The sequence below is a fragment of the Pseudoalteromonas sp. SG43-3 genome, from assembly GCF_014164385.1.
GTDB lineage: Bacteria > Pseudomonadota > Gammaproteobacteria > Enterobacterales > Alteromonadaceae > Pseudoalteromonas > Pseudoalteromonas distincta.
The window spans coordinates 80,021-96,597 of the sequence record NZ_JACJFC010000002.1; the positions used below are offsets into that span (position 1 = coordinate 80,021).

The 16,577-nt window shown below is 39.6% G+C and carries 17 protein-coding genes and 1 pseudogene; 7 read left to right on the top strand and 11 right to left on the bottom strand.

Features of this window, described 5'->3' with window-relative positions; translation table 11 throughout:
- Window positions 1-53 precede the first annotated feature (53 nt).
- The 3 genes from H5157_RS02185 to H5157_RS02195 form a co-directional block, all read right to left on the bottom strand.
- Window positions 54-1,355: a hemolysin family protein gene (locus H5157_RS02185; RefSeq protein WP_002959027.1), complete on the bottom strand. Its 1,302-nt coding sequence runs from the start codon at window positions 1,353-1,355 to the stop codon at window positions 54-56.
- A 147-nt stretch (window positions 1,356-1,502) separates the two neighbouring features.
- A complete protein-coding gene (locus H5157_RS02190) occupies window positions 1,503-2,192 on the bottom strand; it encodes a transporter substrate-binding domain-containing protein (protein ID WP_039488472.1) in 690 nt (229 codons plus the stop codon).
- A gap of 129 nt (window positions 2,193-2,321) precedes the next feature.
- Window positions 2,322-3,431, bottom strand: a complete 1,110-nt coding sequence (locus H5157_RS02195; protein WP_024605708.1) for an arginase family protein — start codon at window positions 3,429-3,431, stop codon at window positions 2,322-2,324.
- 454 nt (window positions 3,432-3,885) lie between these two features.
- Between H5157_RS02195 and udp the strand changes: the two genes are divergently transcribed.
- Window positions 3,886-4,641 (top strand): uridine phosphorylase, encoded by a 756-nt coding sequence (udp, locus tag H5157_RS02200; protein ID WP_007375563.1) that lies wholly within the window; start codon window positions 3,886-3,888, stop codon window positions 4,639-4,641.
- A 94-nt stretch (window positions 4,642-4,735) separates the two neighbouring features.
- On the opposite strand, the gene cdd is transcribed toward udp, so the two are convergent.
- A complete protein-coding gene (gene cdd, locus H5157_RS02205; RefSeq protein ID WP_182716333.1) occupies window positions 4,736-5,662 on the bottom strand; it encodes a cytidine deaminase in 927 nt (308 codons plus the stop codon).
- A 136-nt stretch (window positions 5,663-5,798) separates the two neighbouring features.
- Window positions 5,799-8,444, bottom strand: coding sequence for a phosphoenolpyruvate carboxylase (gene ppc / locus H5157_RS02210; RefSeq protein WP_154902911.1), 2,646 nt, complete (start codon window positions 8,442-8,444; stop codon window positions 5,799-5,801).
- A 120-nt stretch (window positions 8,445-8,564) separates the two neighbouring features.
- On the opposite strand from ppc, the gene H5157_RS02215 reads away from it, so the two are divergent.
- The 6 genes from H5157_RS02215 to H5157_RS02240 all read left to right on the top strand — a co-directional run bounded on the left by H5157_RS02215 (window position 8,565) and on the right by H5157_RS02240 (window position 12,911).
- Window positions 8,565-8,963 carry a thiol-disulfide oxidoreductase DCC family protein gene (locus H5157_RS02215; protein ID WP_182724028.1) on the top strand — a complete coding sequence of 133 codons (399 nt, stop codon included), beginning with the start codon at window positions 8,565-8,567 and terminating at the stop codon, window positions 8,961-8,963.
- Window positions 8,960-9,682 carry an SDR family NAD(P)-dependent oxidoreductase gene (locus tag H5157_RS02220; protein WP_182724029.1) on the top strand — a complete coding sequence of 241 codons (723 nt, stop codon included), beginning with the start codon at window positions 8,960-8,962 and terminating at the stop codon, window positions 9,680-9,682. The genes H5157_RS02215 and H5157_RS02220 overlap by 4 nt, the downstream gene beginning before the upstream one ends.
- 9 nt (window positions 9,683-9,691) lie before the next feature.
- Window positions 9,692-10,300 (top strand): flavin reductase family protein, encoded by a 609-nt coding sequence (locus tag H5157_RS02225; protein WP_182724030.1) that lies wholly within the window; start codon window positions 9,692-9,694, stop codon window positions 10,298-10,300.
- Window positions 10,301-10,401: 101 nt separating this feature from the next.
- Window positions 10,402-11,622, top strand: coding sequence for a Xaa-Pro peptidase family protein (locus H5157_RS02230; RefSeq protein WP_182724031.1), 1,221 nt, complete (start codon window positions 10,402-10,404; stop codon window positions 11,620-11,622).
- Window positions 11,623-11,736: 114 nt separating this feature from the next.
- A complete protein-coding gene (locus H5157_RS02235; protein WP_182724032.1) occupies window positions 11,737-12,396 on the top strand; it encodes a DsbA family oxidoreductase in 660 nt (219 codons plus the stop codon).
- Window positions 12,397-12,563: 167 nt separating this feature from the next.
- Window positions 12,564-12,911 (top strand): energy transducer TonB, encoded by a 348-nt coding sequence (locus tag H5157_RS02240; RefSeq protein ID WP_182681587.1) that lies wholly within the window; start codon window positions 12,564-12,566, stop codon window positions 12,909-12,911.
- A gap of 80 nt (window positions 12,912-12,991) precedes the next feature.
- Here H5157_RS02240 and H5157_RS02245 read toward each other — a convergent pair.
- The 6 genes and pseudogenes from H5157_RS02245 to H5157_RS02270 form a co-directional block, all read right to left on the bottom strand.
- Window positions 12,992-13,096, bottom strand: a pseudogene (locus tag H5157_RS02245) (peptidylprolyl isomerase); the annotation flags it as partial.
- Between the two features lie 91 nt (window positions 13,097-13,187).
- Window positions 13,188-13,580, bottom strand: coding sequence for an ankyrin repeat domain-containing protein (locus tag H5157_RS02250; RefSeq protein WP_033037352.1), 393 nt, complete (start codon window positions 13,578-13,580; stop codon window positions 13,188-13,190).
- Between the two features lie 355 nt (window positions 13,581-13,935).
- A complete protein-coding gene (locus H5157_RS02255) occupies window positions 13,936-14,214 on the bottom strand; it encodes a peptidylprolyl isomerase (RefSeq protein WP_002959014.1) in 279 nt (92 codons plus the stop codon).
- A gap of 102 nt (window positions 14,215-14,316) precedes the next feature.
- A complete protein-coding gene (locus H5157_RS02260; protein ID WP_182724033.1) occupies window positions 14,317-14,739 on the bottom strand; it encodes a thiol-disulfide oxidoreductase DCC family protein in 423 nt (140 codons plus the stop codon).
- 27 nt (window positions 14,740-14,766) lie between these two features.
- Window positions 14,767-15,294, bottom strand: coding sequence for a response regulator transcription factor (locus H5157_RS02265; RefSeq protein WP_182724034.1), 528 nt, complete (start codon window positions 15,292-15,294; stop codon window positions 14,767-14,769).
- Window positions 15,291-16,532 (bottom strand): HAMP domain-containing sensor histidine kinase, encoded by a 1,242-nt coding sequence (locus tag H5157_RS02270; RefSeq protein ID WP_182724035.1) that lies wholly within the window; start codon window positions 16,530-16,532, stop codon window positions 15,291-15,293. Before H5157_RS02270 ends, H5157_RS02265 begins: the two co-directional genes overlap by 4 nt.
- Window positions 16,533-16,577 lie beyond the last annotated feature (45 nt).

A 16,577-nucleotide genomic window follows, 5' to 3' on the forward strand; every position in this document is an offset into this window, starting at 1 on the left:
AAAAGCCAAGCAAAAACAGCTTGGCTATTTATATAAACGACTATCTTACTTTTTTAAAGGGGGTTGTCGTTCTGTGGATTAATAACTCTTGAAACTAACAACTGCTCTACCCTAATGCCCTCTACATCAACAACTTCAAACTTAAAGCCTGAAAAAGTTAAATGCTCTGCACGTTTAGGGATTCGCTTCATACTGTAAATTAAAAATCCAGCGACAGTTTCATAGTGCATCTGATCAGGAAATTCTTCTATATCAAGTACCTTTGCTAAATCGGTAATTGGAGTTAACCCATCTACAAGCCATGAATTTTTATCGCGCTCTATAATTAATTCATCACCTTGATGAGTAATTAAATCCCCCATAAACCCTTTCATTAAGTCTTTAACCGTTACAATACCTACCGAAAGCGCGTATTCGTTTACGACAACAGCAAATGGCTTTGCTGCGCTTTTAAACGCATTTAAGGCTTCTGATAGGCTTAATGTTTCCGGTAAGTAAAAAACATCTTTATCAATCAGCTCATCGTTTATATTGGCGGCTTCGCCTTTTAGTACTTGTCGTAAAATATCTTTAGATTCAACAGAGCCATGCAATTTATCTAAATTTCCTGACACTACTAAAAAGTGATTATGAGGGTGGTCAATAATTTTGGTCGCAATATCATGGCTAGATTCGTTTAAATCAAAATAGACAATTTGGTCGCGTGGCGTCATTACGCTTGATAAAAACCGCGCTTCTAGGTCAAACACATTACCAATGAGTTCATACTCTTGCTTTTGCAAACTACCATATGCAGCACCCGCTTCCATCATGGCAACAATGTCCTCAGTTGTAACGTTGTCTTCTCGCTCAGCAGGCACTTTAAATAAGCGCAGCACAAAGTTCGTTACCCCATTAAAAAACATCACTAGCGGAGTTAAGGCAAAGGTTACCCAGCGCATTATTGTAACGACTCTAACAGCGACAGCTTCTGGCATGATCATCGCTAAACGTTTTGGCATTAAATCGGCGAACAAGATAAACAGAGATGTAATAGTAAAAAATGAGAATAAAAAGCTAATTTTTTCTAAGTGTGCACCTTGATAAAAAAGCACTAAAACACTTTCAACATAAGGCGATAAAGCCTGCTCGCCCACAATACCACCCAAAATCGCAATCGCGTTGAGTGCAATTTGGATCATGGCAAAAAAAGCCCCTGGATTTTCTTGTAGCTTTAATACCGCTGCTGCTTTTATATTTCCTTCATCTGCCATTACCCGCAGTTTTATTTTACGCGACGCTGCAATTGCTATTTCTGACATAGCAAACAACGCACTGATCAAGATCAATAAGCTAATCCCGATTAAATCACCCATTTAACGCTCCAATAAGTTAGCGCTTTTTTAAACAAAAAGCAGCTGGATTATAATCGGTTTTTTAAACGCAGCAATTTATATTTACGAAATATATTTAAGCTATTAATTTTCAATTATTTAAGAGGTAAAACAGTGAGTTTAAAGTGCTTAAATTTTATTAAAGGCAACTTTTAATTGAGAAACTAAAGCCGGATCCATATTTATATTACAGGCAAAAAATAACGGAGACTGAGTTGTGTTTAAATCAAGTAATGGTTCTAGTAACTCAAGCTTAGGCTCTGTTTTAACTCGATAGTTAAATTGCTTCTTGTTGAGGATAACAAAATCAAGTATATGGTGACGAGTGCTTATGAGTTTATCTATTTTATCTAGGCTATCGATGAGTAATAAATGCTTACTTTCACTAAAGCCCCTTTCAAGCAAATAATGATGACTAAAGTTATCACGCAGTACTGCTATTTTGTATTTTTTAGCATCATTGAGGGTGTTTAACTTTATACCTCTGGATTTTAGACCATAAATGGCAGAGTCAAAGCTTTCCAGTTCGCCTACCCAGTTAAACTTACTTTCTCTATTAGGTAATCGAACAATCGAAAATATACAGGTGTTTTTATCGCGTAGCGCTGCATTGTAGGATATGGCCCAACTATGCGCCAACATAGTGTAGTTTATACCTGTACCTTCTAGCGCTTTATGAACTTTATCGACAGAGCGGCCAACGAGTTTGTTATCTTCATTAATATACTGAAAGTCCGGAAATACTTCCGTTACTATTGTAATTTCAGCTGCATCAACTTTAATACAGCTAATGAACAATAAAAAGATCAACAATTTCATCTAGCGAGGCCTCAACTAACTCATTATATGTATTTAATAAATATAGCTGAGGCTTTATGAACTGCTAGTTTTTAGTCATGTGATGCACACTTATACGCTGATAGTGCTAGTATTTATAGCTTCTACAGCTTACTTGTTCATTGCACTAATTAAAAAGGCTGAAATTTTAGCGCCTTCTCTAAGTGTAGTTTCTGAGCTTGATTGGCCAACTAAAGAGCTGTCGGTAAATGGCGCTATCTCCATCATATCTGCACCCGTAATAGGAAACTCATCCGCAATGGCTGATAAAATATCAAGCGCATGCTGAGGCGTTAAACCGTGATGCTCTGGCGTACCTGTGGCAGATGCAAACTCTGCATCAAGTGCATCAATATCAAAGCTTACGTATATTTCATCAACGTTATCGGCTTTTAACTGTGCAATAGCGTCGGCAGCAACCGCTGCTGCGCCGCGTTCAATGATTTCATGTGCCCAGTGCTGTTTAACACCAAAAGTATTTTCCCAATGCGCTTTAGGCTTGCCACTTGAGCGTATACCAAATTGTATTAAATGATGCGGCGCCGGTAAAAACTCTAATATATGTGTACACCACGAGCCAAAACATAAATCAATACCTAAGCGCTCCACAAGTAAATCGGTATGCGCGTCAAAGTGAATAATAGCCGTGCGCTTACCTTGCTCACGTTTTGCTTTTAAGTACGCTTTAGTAAGTGGGTAACTAATTGAGTGATCGCCACCAATACCAAATAATCCTTTATCTTTAAACGTTGCGTAAAAACTGTCGCACACATCTTCAGTGATTGATAACGGGCTTACGTAATAATCGTTATCTTCATCACCATATAAGGCTTTTTGGCAATTAGAAATGGTTGCGTCATTTAGGTATTTGTCATGAAGTAAATGTGGGATTACACGTACATCACCTAAATCAAACGAATGACACTGAGGTTGCTGATCAATTAAAGCTGAGCGCACAAACAGTGGCCCCCAGTTTGCTCCGCGTAATATCCCACCGCCACAGTCTGAACTAATACCTAACATAACGGCTTTATGTGGTGAGTTTGGTAATTCGTTTAAAGACTCGCGCCACAAGTTATCAACGTTTTCAGTTTGTCCGTAAAGTTTATTACGCAGTGCGGCTTTGCGCTCTTTTGCAGTATTTACTGTGTATACGCCATCGCCCGGTGCGCACAAACAGTGCTCAACTTTGTTTTTAAATGCTTCAAATTGTGTGCTCATAATAAACTCCTTCGGTTTTTATTCTGTACGTAGCTAATTACTTTTGAGTAGTTATGCAAAATCACTAAAAATGCCTAAACTTCAAATAAATGCCACTTTGCTAAATAAGTCAGTGCTTAATATAAGTAAACACGTTAGTTTTTACGTGTTCACTACAAATTTAAGTCATTGAATTTATTTGATATTAATGAAAATTTGTAATCATTCATTTAATCGTAGTTACGCGCTTGAGTGATACTTATTATGTCTGCTTGAACATGTCAACAGCGCAACAAGGCTACGTATATAAGTACTTGAGTGAATATTCATAGTTGGTGAATAAATCAAATTAGCCCTTAAAATTATTAAGGCTTTATTGGAAGAGTTAAGATAAAACGGACAATCGTCCTGTACTTGATAAACGTTTCTAGCAATCATGCTAGATTGACAACAAATTATTATAAAAGGCTTAGCTATGGAAAAGGTATTTCACTTAGGACTATGTATTGACGATCTTAAAGGTGCAAAACTTGCGATTGTACCGGGCGATCCAGATCGTGCAGCACGTATTTCACAATTCCTAGACAACCCAACCTGCCTTGCTCAAACTCGCGAGTTTCATGTTTATTTAGGTCAATTAAACGGCCACTCTGTGGTTATATGTTCTACAGGTATTGGTGGTCCATCTACGTCGATTGCAGTAGAAGAATTAGCACAACTTGGCGTGCGTAAATTTTTACGTATTGGTACAACCGGTGCAATTCAGCCACACATTAACGAAGGCGAAATTTTAATTAGCCAAGCGTCTGTACGTTTAGATGGAGCTAGCCAACATTTTGCACCACTTAGCTACCCTGCTGTATCTGACTTTTATGCAACACAAGCTATGGTACAAGCATGTAAAAACCTAAATATCGATTTTCATATTGGTATTACTGCATCAAGCGATACATTCTACCCAGGGCAAGAGCGTTACGATACGCACTCTGGTTACGTTCCTAAATCACTACAAGGTAGCTGCGAAGAGTGGCAAAAATTGGGCGTGATGAACTACGAAATGGAATCGGCAACATTATTTACTATGTGTGCAGCCCTTGGATTACAAGCAGCATGTGTAGCTGGCGTACTTGTTAACCGTACTCGCCAAGAAATACCAAATGTAGACCACGGTGAAATTGAGCGTAAATCTGTAGCAGTAGTATTAGAAGCAGCTAAAGTATTACTTGATTAATACAGGTTATAGCAGTCAGTGAGTGAGTTAATTCGATAGAATGGCTCGCTTTAATAAAGCACAGCTCCGGCTGTGCTTTATTGTATGCAAGCCACTATTTAAGTGGTGCGCTAATTACTTTAAGTGCTGGTAAATGCGTAAAACTGGCAAGTACAGCTTTTGCCACTTGCGACTGGTTTTCACGACCCGCTGTTTCGAGCAATGTAATTCCCTTCACCGTACTTTCGTTAAAGCTAAGCCCAGCTAAAAAGAACTGGCTTAGTGCACTTTGTAGTGGCGATAAACTTGGACTGTAAGCTGCATTTTCGGCGTAACTTCCGTAAAAGTCACCATCACTAAATGTACTTATTTTTACGGCGCTAAAGTTGTGGCTGTAAGGCACATACGCATTAAGTGCAAAACGCGCAAGGGTTTCATCAAGGTCTTCAGCGCTAAAATTACCTTGCTGTGGTTTTGGGTTAAACAAGCTAAATTCGTTACCTAAATCGGTAGGTCCAAATGAATGCGGCAGTAATTCAGCAAGTTTAAATTGCTGATCAGGAAGTAAAATATCAAACTCTTTCGCATCAGCGAGTTCGTTCATAAACTGGCGACAATACCCACAAGGCGCATCGCTAATAGCAATTTTAACTATTTTTTTAGCGCCGTTTAACCATGCGTTATTTATAGCCGATTGCTCTGCATGAACCACTAAACTCAATGCTTGATGATCAAACTCTACATTTGCACCAAAGTAAAAGTTTACCTCACGCTTTTCATCAAGTGCTTTAACAATTGCGCCTACATGAAAATCTGACACTGGCGCAACAGCATACTCAGAAGCTAAAGGTACTAAACCTTGTAGTAATACATCATCAGACACATTGAGTTGCGCGCATAACGCTTTAATATTATTAGAATTTAATATGCCACGTTGTGATTTTAATTGACTACGTAATGACGCTGTTTGCGCTACGCTTAATGTGAAGTGCGAATTTGTAAGTGCTGTATCTTGCTGTACAGTAAAAGTTGCTGAAGCCATAATATTTTTTAATTATTCAATGGCTAAGTAGTTTAAAAGGTTAGGATGTTAAATACCAGCCTATTTAACGCAAAAAAAGGGAGCACATCGCGTGCTCCCTTTTAATACCAATAGGTATACCTAACAAAATAAAGTGTTAGCCGGTATTACGCATACCTGCAGCTATACCTGTCATCGTGATCATTAACGCATTATCAATGTCACCTTCGTTTCGTTTTTCCTCTGAGCGAGCACGGCGTAAAAGCTCAACCTGTAATAGGTTAAGTGGATCGGTGTACGGATTACGTAAACTAATCGACTCCTTAATCCAAGGTTGTTCGGCGAGTAGGCTTTTTTGTGGGCTAAGTGATTGCACCAAGCTAATCGCTTCTTGAAGCTCTTTACGAAGTGTTACACCCAATGGTTTGTACATATCTTCCACCAGCGCATTATCGTAATGCTCACTCAACCAGCAATCGGCTTTACTAAATACCATTTCTAGCATTTCTAGGCGCGATCTAAAGAATGGCCACTGTAGGCTCATTTCGTTTAGGGTTTCTGCGCCGTACTTATTAAGCGCAGCTTTTAAGCCAGTTAACGCACCTAACCATGCAGGAAGCATTAAACGGTTTTGGCTCCACGCAAAAATCCATGGAATAGCACGCAGGCTTTCAACACCACCATTAGGATTACGTTTTGCAGGACGCGATCCAAGCGGCAACTTAGACAGCTCAAGCTCAGGCGTTGCCATTCTAAAGTAAGGTACAAAGTTTTCATCGTGGCGAACTACATTACGGTAATGTTCACATGACTCCTCACTTATTAGCTTCATTACTTCGCGCCACTGCGGTTTTGGTTCCGGCGGCGGTAATAAGTTACTTTGTAGTACTGCGCCTGCGTAAATATTTAAGCTTTGCAGTGCTACATCAGGTAAACCAAATTTAAAGCGGATCATCTCGCCTTGCTCGGTTACACGTAAACCACCTTTTAACGAACCTGGCGGTTGTGAATGCAGCGCTTGTGCAGCAGGTGCGCCACCACGCCCTACTGTGCCACCACGTCCGTGGAATAAAATAAGTTCAATACCACGCTCATCAGCAAGCTGCACTAGTTTATCCATAGCTTCGTACTGCGCCCAACCTGCTGCCATCATGCCGGCATCTTTAGCAGAATCAGAGTAACCAATCATTACATTTTGGGTGTTTTTAATGTGCCCGCGATACCAAACATTATCAAGTAATGTAGTAATTACATCACTGCCTGCGTTTAAATCGTCGAGTGTTTCAAATAACGGTGCTACTGGTAAATCAAAGCTACAGCCGCTTTCTTTTAGCAATAATTGTACTGCTAAAATGTCTGATGCTGTTCGCGCCATCGAAATAATATACAAGCCAAATGTTTGTTCGTCTTGCTTAGCAATAACGTCAAAGGTGTCTAGCACTTCTTGAACATCAGGGCTTGGTTGCCAATGTTTTGGAATAAGCGGTCTGCGAGAGTTAAGTTCAGTAAGTAAAAAAGCTTGTTTATCTTGCTCTTGCCATTGGTTGTAGTCGCCTAAACCTAAATAACGAGTCAGCTCAGAAAAAACATCGCTGTGACGAGACGAGTCTTGGCGCACATCGAGTTTAGCTAAACGCAAGCCAAAGCTATTAATACGGTACAGTAAATCAAGCAATAAGCCATCAGCAACTACTTTCATATTACACTTTAATAACGAGCGGTAGCAAACCTCTATAGGGTGCTTAAGCTGATTAATATCGGTAATTAAATCTTGTGAATCGCTACGCTTATTTTTAATTTTAGCGCCCAAGTGAGCCACGGTCTCTGCAACTTGGTTTTTAAGCTTTTTGATCACCGCTCTGTATGGTTCAAAGTCTTGACCTGCCAACTCAATAAGCTCATCACTGGCATCTGACATAGAGAGTTCAGCGCATAACGTTTTTAAATCTTGAATATATAAGTTAAGCGCCATCCAACGACCGTGGTCAAGCACTTCTGCTGTAACCTGCGATGTTACAAATGGATTTCCATCACGGTCTCCACCCATCCAAGATGTGAACTCAATCGGGCTGTAATCTTTTGGTAGCTCTAAACTTAATTGCTCTTTAACATTGGCTGAAAATTCACGTAAAAAACGCGGAACAGCGTGCCAAAGACTGTTTTCGATTACCGCATAACCCCATTTAGCTTCATCAACTGGCGTTGGGCGAGAGCGACGAATGTCGTCAGTATGCCAAGCCTGGCTAATAAGCTGTTCAATACGATTTAAAATAGCATCTCGCTCTAGCGGTAAGTTATCTTTTCGCTCTAATGACGCTAAGCAATCACTTAGTTCAACATGTTTGTTAATAATAGTACGGCGCGTCACCTCGGTTGGGTGGGCGGTTAATACTAAGTTTATGTGGAGTTTTGAGAGTGTTTCGGCCAAATGATTACTATCTAGCTGGCCTTGTTCTGCTTTTGTAACTAACGTTTTTAATGTTTGAGTGAGAGGGTTTTGTTGACCAAGGCCAACGTCATTAAAACGCGAAACGGTATGAAATTGTTCTGCTACATTAGCAAGGTTTAAAAAATGATTAAATGAACGGGCAACCGGCAAAAGCTCTTCATCACTAAGCGCATGTAAAACGTCTATTAGCGCTTGTCTGTCGTCTTCATTACCACTGCGAGATGATTTAGATAAAGCCCGAATTTCTTCTACTTTATCTAAAATAGCTTGGCCTTGAGCATCCTTAATAGTTTGTCCTAGTAATTGCCCAAGTAAATTTACATTACCTCGCAAGGCGGCATATTGTTCACTCATTTCTCATTCTCCTTTGTTTCGTAGGACACTATTAATATCATCATGAAGAGAAATTTAATAGATCCATTTGCAATGTCTTGTCGTAAAAAAGTATATATAAAATAATCACAAAGCAATTACATGATCATTTTTTACGATGGAAACTGCCCTCTTTGCAGCACCGAAATGCAGCAACTAAAACACGCAGACTCTAAAAATCTAATTACGCTTGAAGATCTTAACGCGAGCGACTTTAGTGAACGCTACTCGTATATTGATAAAAACAAAGCAATGAACTACCTGCAAGCCCAAAAGCAATCAGGTGAAATGATTTACGGGCTTGATGTAACGTACGAAGCATGGAAAATAGTGGGTAAACATAGCTGGTTGAAAATTTTTCGCTTGCCAATAATCCGCTTTTTCGCTGACTGCGGATACCTGTTATTTGCTAAGTATAGGCACCCCATCAGTCGCTTTTTAATGCCAAATACTCAGTGCAGTAACGGCGAATGTGGACTAAAAGCAAAAGGTGATAAATGAAAACCATTGTTTTATTCGGCGCAAGCAGTGCCATAGCAAATGCATATATAGAACATCTACAAATAAACACGCCTACTCATCAGATAGTTTGTATTAGTTCAAAAAGTATTGAATCTGACTCAAGTGTTGTCCACCTGCATACTGACTACACAAAACAAAGTTTAGCGCGCGTTACTAATTACCTAAAAGAGCAAAGTGTCGATATACAACAAGTTATTATATTCAATGGTACACTGCACAACGAAACCCATATGCCCGAAAAAAAGCTGGAGGATTTAGACGCTGAATATTTTAGCCAACTTCTCAATTCAAACACCCTAACTCCCCTACTTTGCTTGCAGAGTATTTTGCCGCTCTTAACACATAAAACGCAGTGTACTATTACAGCACTCAGTGCGCGTGTGGGCAGCATTAACGACAATAAATTAGGCGGTTGGTATACGTATCGCGCCTCTAAGGCAGCTCTTAACATGCTATTTAAAACCGCAGCGATTGAGCTTTCACGCCGAGCTAAAAATACCAAGCTCGTTTTATTTCACCCAGGGACTACTGATACTGCGCTTTCAAAGCCATTTCAAAAAAACGTACCCGCTGGAAAACTCTTTACAGCTGAATTTGTAGCTAAGCAGCTTTTTACACTTACTTTTAATAACCCTCATTTAGAACTCAATGGTGAGCCTGCCTACTTAGATTGGCAAGGCGAAACCATACCGTGGTAAGGACCTTTAATGCATTTTACTAAAGAGCGCATAAACGCACTTGAAAAACACACTCGTACTCATTTAATTAATTCGCTTTCGGGTTTTAAAAGCGCCAACTTAATTGGCACGCAAGACCCACAAGGCAATACTAATCTCGCCATTGTTAGCTCTGTTATTCATTTAGGGGCTCACCCGCCGCTAGTTGGCATGATAATGCGCCCAAATAGCGTGCCTCGACATACGTTCGAAAACATAATCGAAACCGGTAGTTACACCATTAACCAGGTTAATAAAGCTATTTATAAGCAAGCTCATCAAACATCAGCCCGCTACGACAAAGGCGAGTCGGAATTTGCGGCGACAGGTTTAACGCCCGAATATTTAAATGACTTTGCAGCGCCTTTTGTTAAAGAAAGCCGCTTAAAGTACTCGGTTAAATTTGTAGAAAACCAACATTTAGCCATCAATGGCACAGAGCTTGTAATAGGTGAAATCACTGATGTGTATTTAGATGAAGTAGCACTTCAAAGTGATGGCTTTTTAGATTTACAGGCTATTGAAACGGTGGCAGTAACCGGGCTTGATAGCTACCACACAAGTAATAAACTCACGCGTTTACCTTACGCTAAAAAATAATATGCCATTTTAAGAGGCTATAAACTAATAGCCTCTTATCGCATAACATTGAATTTTACCTTGGTATTAATCACACTAGCTAAAAATCCAAGGAGAAAAATATGACCACCATCGGTATTGGTACACAATCAAGCGAGCAAGCGCTGGCAAGCCTAAGTAACATGACGCAAACGCTGACCCCTATCGCAGCTGACGAACATTTAGAGCGCATAGCCAAGGCTCAAGCGTATATGCTAGCAAACAACATAGATGCAATTTATTTAAACGCTGGCACCAACCTTACCTACTTTACAGGCATGAAATGGTACGCGAGCGAACGTATGGTTGGCGCGATATTACCCGCCCTTGGTGAAGTACAATACATTGCGCCTTATTTCGAAATTGGTTCACTAAACGGGTTTAAAGTAATAGATGGGCCTATTCATGGGTGGCAAGAGCACGAAAATCCTTATGCACTTTTTGTCGAAGTATTAAAAAAGTTAAACATTAATGAAAACGCAACCATTGGCATTGATGAAAGCGCACAATTTTTTATATTCGACGGCATTAATAAAGCACAAACGGGTTTAACCCTCATAAATGCACAACCTGTAACGGCGCATTGCCGTATGCATAAGTCAGTTCATGAGCTTAGCTTAATGCAGCGCGCGATGGATATGACCTTAGCCGTGCATCAAGCCACAGCAAGCATGCTTTATGAGGGAATAACCACCACCGAAGTAGAAGCTTTTATTAAGCAAGCACACCAAAAAGTAGGTGCGCCAGGTAACTATTTTTGTATTGTTTTATTTGGTGTTGCAACGTCTTTCCCGCACGGTGTTAAAGATGCCCAAATACTTAAAAAAGGCGATATGGTACTAATTGATACTGGCTGTAAAGTACACGATTACCTATCAGATATAACCCGTACCTATGTATTTGGCGAACCAACAATGCGCCAACGTATGTTTTGGGATCATGAAAAAGCAGCGCAAATGGCCGCGTTTAATGCAGCTAAAATTGGTGCTACGTGCGAAGACGTTGACGCGGGCGCACGTAACTATTTAGCAGCGCAAGGGTTAGGCCCGCAGTACCAAACACCGGGTTGCCCGCATCGAACTGGTCACGGCATTGGGCTAGATATTCACGAATCGCCATATTTAGTTGGCGGTGATAAAACCCCACTTGCCCCAGGCATGTGCTTTAGTAACGAGCCAATGTTAGTTATACCCGATGAATTTGGCGTGCGTTTAGAAGATCATTTTTACATGACCGACAACGGCCCACATTGGTTTACACAACCAAGTTATAGTATTGACGACCCATTTGGCCTTAACGCTTAAAACTGAATACCTTCAAGAGCAGCTGCTTAGCTGCTCTTTTTAGTTTGGTATTGATAAAGTGCAGTTCATCCCAATATCCCCTGTTATACCAAAGCAATCCTCAAAAGGATAAATATGAAAAACTTTAAAATTGATATCGTTTCAGACGTAATGTGCCCTTGGTGTGTAGTGGGTTATAAAAATCTAGAAACTGCACTAGAGCAACTCAAAGACGAAATGAGCGCAGATATTACGTGGCATCCTTTTGAACTAAACCCAGATATGCCAATTGAAGGTCAAGACTTAAACGAACACTTAATGCAAAAGTACAACCTAACTGAAGAGCAAGGCGACGAAAATCGTAAAAACATGTTCGAAGCCGGTCAGCGTGCTGGGTTTACCTTTAATTTTGATGGCAAACGCATCATGATCAACAGCTTTGATTTGCATCGTTTACTAATGTGGGCACGTGAAGAAGGTAAGCAAACGAAGCTAAAACTCGCCTTTTTTGAAGCGCACTTCACCGATTTAAAATACTTAAACCAAGAAGATGCTCTGCTTGATGTAGTAGCAAGTGTTGGCCTTGATAAAGAAGAGGCACGTAGTATTTTACACTCAGATAAATACGTACAAGACGTACGCCAAGAGCAAGACAACTTTAAACAAATGGGCATTACGTCAGTACCTACGTTTATCATAAACGATAAGTATGCACTTACTGGCGGACAACCAAGCGACTCATTCATTCAAGCACTAAAACAAATTAGTGAAGAAGAAGCTAAGCAAGACGCTTAATACACAAATAAAGTTTAAAATTAAGAAAGGCTGCACACTGCAGCCTTTCTTGTTTATTCATCAGTTCAAAAACAATACAAATTTATTATTTACCTTGAATCTCTTTTGGTGTCATTATAGAAACGACCTCTAACAAATCGATAATAATACCTACAAAGGGATTTATAATGAAATATATAATTACAACATTGACGTCACTGTTTCTTTTAACCGCTTGTTCGACAACACATCTACCTGATAGCCCTAACGCTACACTGATAATGCCCAGTCCTGCGGAGTATCCAATTAAAAGTGTCCGTGAAAAAATTGAAGGTAGTGTGACAATGTCTTTTGATGTAGATACATCTGGTAAGCCAGTTAATATTAAAGTGATTAAAGCTGAGCCTGTGAAAATTTTTGATAAAGCAGCGATTCGCTCTCTTTCTAAATGGCGTTACGCACCTAAAGTAGTTAATGGTATTGCGGTAGTTGATGAAGACTTAGAAATGACTATAGATTTTAATTTGGCAAAATAATAACTAACTAAAACTAAAAAAAGCTGCACATTGCAGCCTTTTTCTATACAGCGAAGGTTACTTCTTTACTTAAAAATAAACTAAGTACGATAAAGCACTTTAATTACATGCCAGCCAAATTTTGTTTTAACTAGGTGTGGCTCTAAAATTTCGCCTTTAAATGCAACCTTATCGAACTGTGGTAGATATTAAGCAAGACAGGCACCTATTTTTAACAAGCAAAACTATCCTAATTAAAGTGGGTGCCACGTTAATTTTTCATGAACCTACTTAACCTTACAAAGAGTTAGCACAATCAATATATTTATTTGCCACTTTAAACAATTGAGTATGTTCAGAGCTTGTCATCTCTAAGAGTAACTTTAACATTTTTTTGTCCTTAGCACTTGTAGCAACAAATATTGGGCTTTCTATAAATCTCCGTTTTGAAAATAAGGATATGTCGTTACTTAGCAAATACCTGACACCTTCATAGTTTGAACGATAAACAGCCATATCAAGCAAAACATCCCCATATTTATGAAGGATATTACTTTTTTCAAATTCCATTTCATTATTCATCAGTCTCTTCAATACCTTACTCGGGAAATCATACTCTCTCATAAGTTCATGCCCCAATTCTCGTCGGGCAAGTTCACCGACCTCACTCAAGTCAGCCGTTTGAACCATCTCTGCATACTTTGAGCAAGACCAGACATTATTTGCACACAGTAAAAGTATTGGGACAATATATTTTACTAATCGTATGTTACCGAGGGATATAATCAACCTTTACTCCTGTAATTCTGTGGTATTTGAACTGATGCTTTACTGGTATACAGGTGGGCGCAGACAAGCCTAATAAATCACCGGCCAAGTGTCCTATCCATCCAGAAGGATTTGTAACAACTGTGGCTGAAGTTCCTAAGGCAATAAACTAAGATGACACCCATCCTAATTCTTAGTTCGTCAAAGTGTAAATTTAGGATAGGTGATGAAATAGACGCTTGCTAAGACGCGTCAATTATTAAACAGTTTAAATAAACTAAGTACGATAAAGTACTTTAATTACATGCCAGCCAAATTTAGTTTTAACTAGATGAGGCTCTAAAATTGCGCCTTTAAATGCAATTTTGTCAAACTGTGGAACCATTTGTCCGCGTCTAAATTCACCTAAGTCACCGCCTTTTTTACCCGATGGGCATGACGAATACTTTTTAGCTAAGGTCTGAAACTTTGCACCTTTACCTAATTGCTTAATAATATCTTCTGCAATTTCTTTGTGCTTAACCAAAATGTGAAGTGCATGTGCTGTGTTTGCCATGAAAAAAGCCTTTTATACCGTTAGCTAAAATTAAACGCGGCGATTTTAGCACAACCTCATAAACCTATCATCTACTTATACTGCAGTGTATTAACGCCTAATTTATAAATAATGTTTAGCATCCTCTGGGTTGGGTACTCTGCAATACTGATATTTTCCAAATAACGAATACCTATTTAAAGCAACCCTATCGTATAACCGATTATTAAACCTATTTGGCAAAATACTAAATACGTTTGCTAGTTTGTATGGGTAACCTAGCTGCTTAACAACATTAAAAAAAGCATGGCTTTGTGTAAATGCTTTACCATTTTCAACAAGCACCATTGAAGCGTATTCACTGGTTGAAAAACCAAAGTGTGTTAACAACAGTTCTCCTTTTGGAGATTGCACGCTGCATAATTTAAAAATAGTAGTTTTATCGTGAGCAATAATAAAGTTACACCACGCGCTGCAAAGCTTACATTGCGCATCAAATAAAATAATTTTTTGGTTTTGCATTAATATAGCTGCATCATCGCTCATAACACTTTCCTTAAATTAAGTAATAAATTACTGCTGCACCGGCTTTTTTTGTAACTTGCGCTGCAAAGTACGTCTATGCATATTAAGTTGCCGCGCGGTAACCGACACATTGCCATTATTACTGTGTAATACTTGTTGAATATGCTCCCACTCTAAGCGCTCCGGCGACATAACCGCATCATCAATAACATTCGATGTCGATGACACAGGATCGGTGTTAAGCGCTTTTAATAACGTTGCCATATCAACCGGCTTAGTAAGGTAATCGTTTGCGCCTAAACGCATTGCCTCTACTGCGGTTGCTATACTGGCAAACCCGGTTAGTAAAACAATATGAGCTTGGGGGAGCAAACTACGCAGCGGCTTTATGAGTGTAAGTCCGTTATCGTCGCCTAGTTTCATGTCTAATAAAACAAAGTCGGGCAATAATTTACGCGCAGCAAGTAACGCATCACTTTGGTTATGCGCCACCTCGCAGGCAGAGCTTTGTTTAGTTAAGCGCCTTGCCAGTGTGCTGGCTAAATTAATGTCGTCTTCAATTATAAGTAACTTCATGAGGCGTTATTCTCAATGTTTACAATAGCGAGTTTAACTTTGGCAACAGCGCCGCCATCTGCATGGTTAAACAAGGTAAGTGAGCCATTTAAACGCTCAAAAGTAACATTTGATAAAAGCACAGCAAGCCCCATTCCTTGATCGCTTGGCATAAGTTGCCCGCCAAGCTCTGCTAATTGCGATGATGAAAAGCCAGGGCCAAAATCGCGAATTAACAAGTAAACGCACTCACTATGTAAGTTATCTTGCTGCCAACTCAGCTCTAATTGAGTTTGGCCTTGTTTTTGATTAGCGAGTGCGGCGTTTTGCAATAAATTTAAAATAGCAGGCAATAACATCGCATCACTCAATAGCGTTGCCGCAATAGGTGGCGTAATCCATTTAATGTGCTGATCAGGGTATTGCAGTAAAAGCGTATCTGTAATTTGCGTTTGCAGTTGCTTTACGGTGGTATGCTCTTGTGAATTTTTAAGGCGTAATTGCTCTGAGAGTTTTCTAAAGTCGTTAAGTTGCGTACTACACTGAGTAAGCGGCGCTTGCATGTGCTTAACAATTGGGTTGTTTGGTTGCTCTTCTAATAACTCTTCAAACAATAGCTGTAAATTTGCAATTGGGGTCGCTAGTTGATGGGTGATTTGTGCAGCAGCCCCATCAAGGGTAACAAGCTGTTCATTACGCAATTGTTTTTCACGCACGTTTGCAATAATTCGCTCTCGCTCTTTAAGTGCCCTGCTCATTGCGCCAATAACAAGTGCAATTACGCTGGCACTTAAAACAAAATTAACCCACATGCCAATAAAATGACCACTCATATTCATTTGATGCATACTGTGATCGGGCATCTTTATAAGTAGCAAACTGTATGCGGCAATGGCTAATACCGCAATATAAGCTAATCCTTTTTCTCGCAGCGTAACAGCAGCTATCATTATCGGGAGCAATAACAGCGAAACAAATGCATTAGTTGCACCGCCGCTTAGCGATAGTAAAACCGTTAAAAATAATACGTCTGCAGTTAACTGCATCAACATACCCAAAGGTTTAGCGCGACTCACATTACGATAAGCAAATAGGCTAATAAGCTGAAACACAGCCTCAACGGCAATAACAATAAGTAAAGGCAGTAATGCAATTTGATGTTCTAGTAAAAAATAAACGCTAAGTACCGCAATTAATTGCACGGCAATAGCGCCGCTTCGCAGCATTAATAATCGACTAATGGTGGGGTCGGTACGCATTAACAACAGGTTATTGCCCAATCAAATGTTTAATAAGGTTATTTT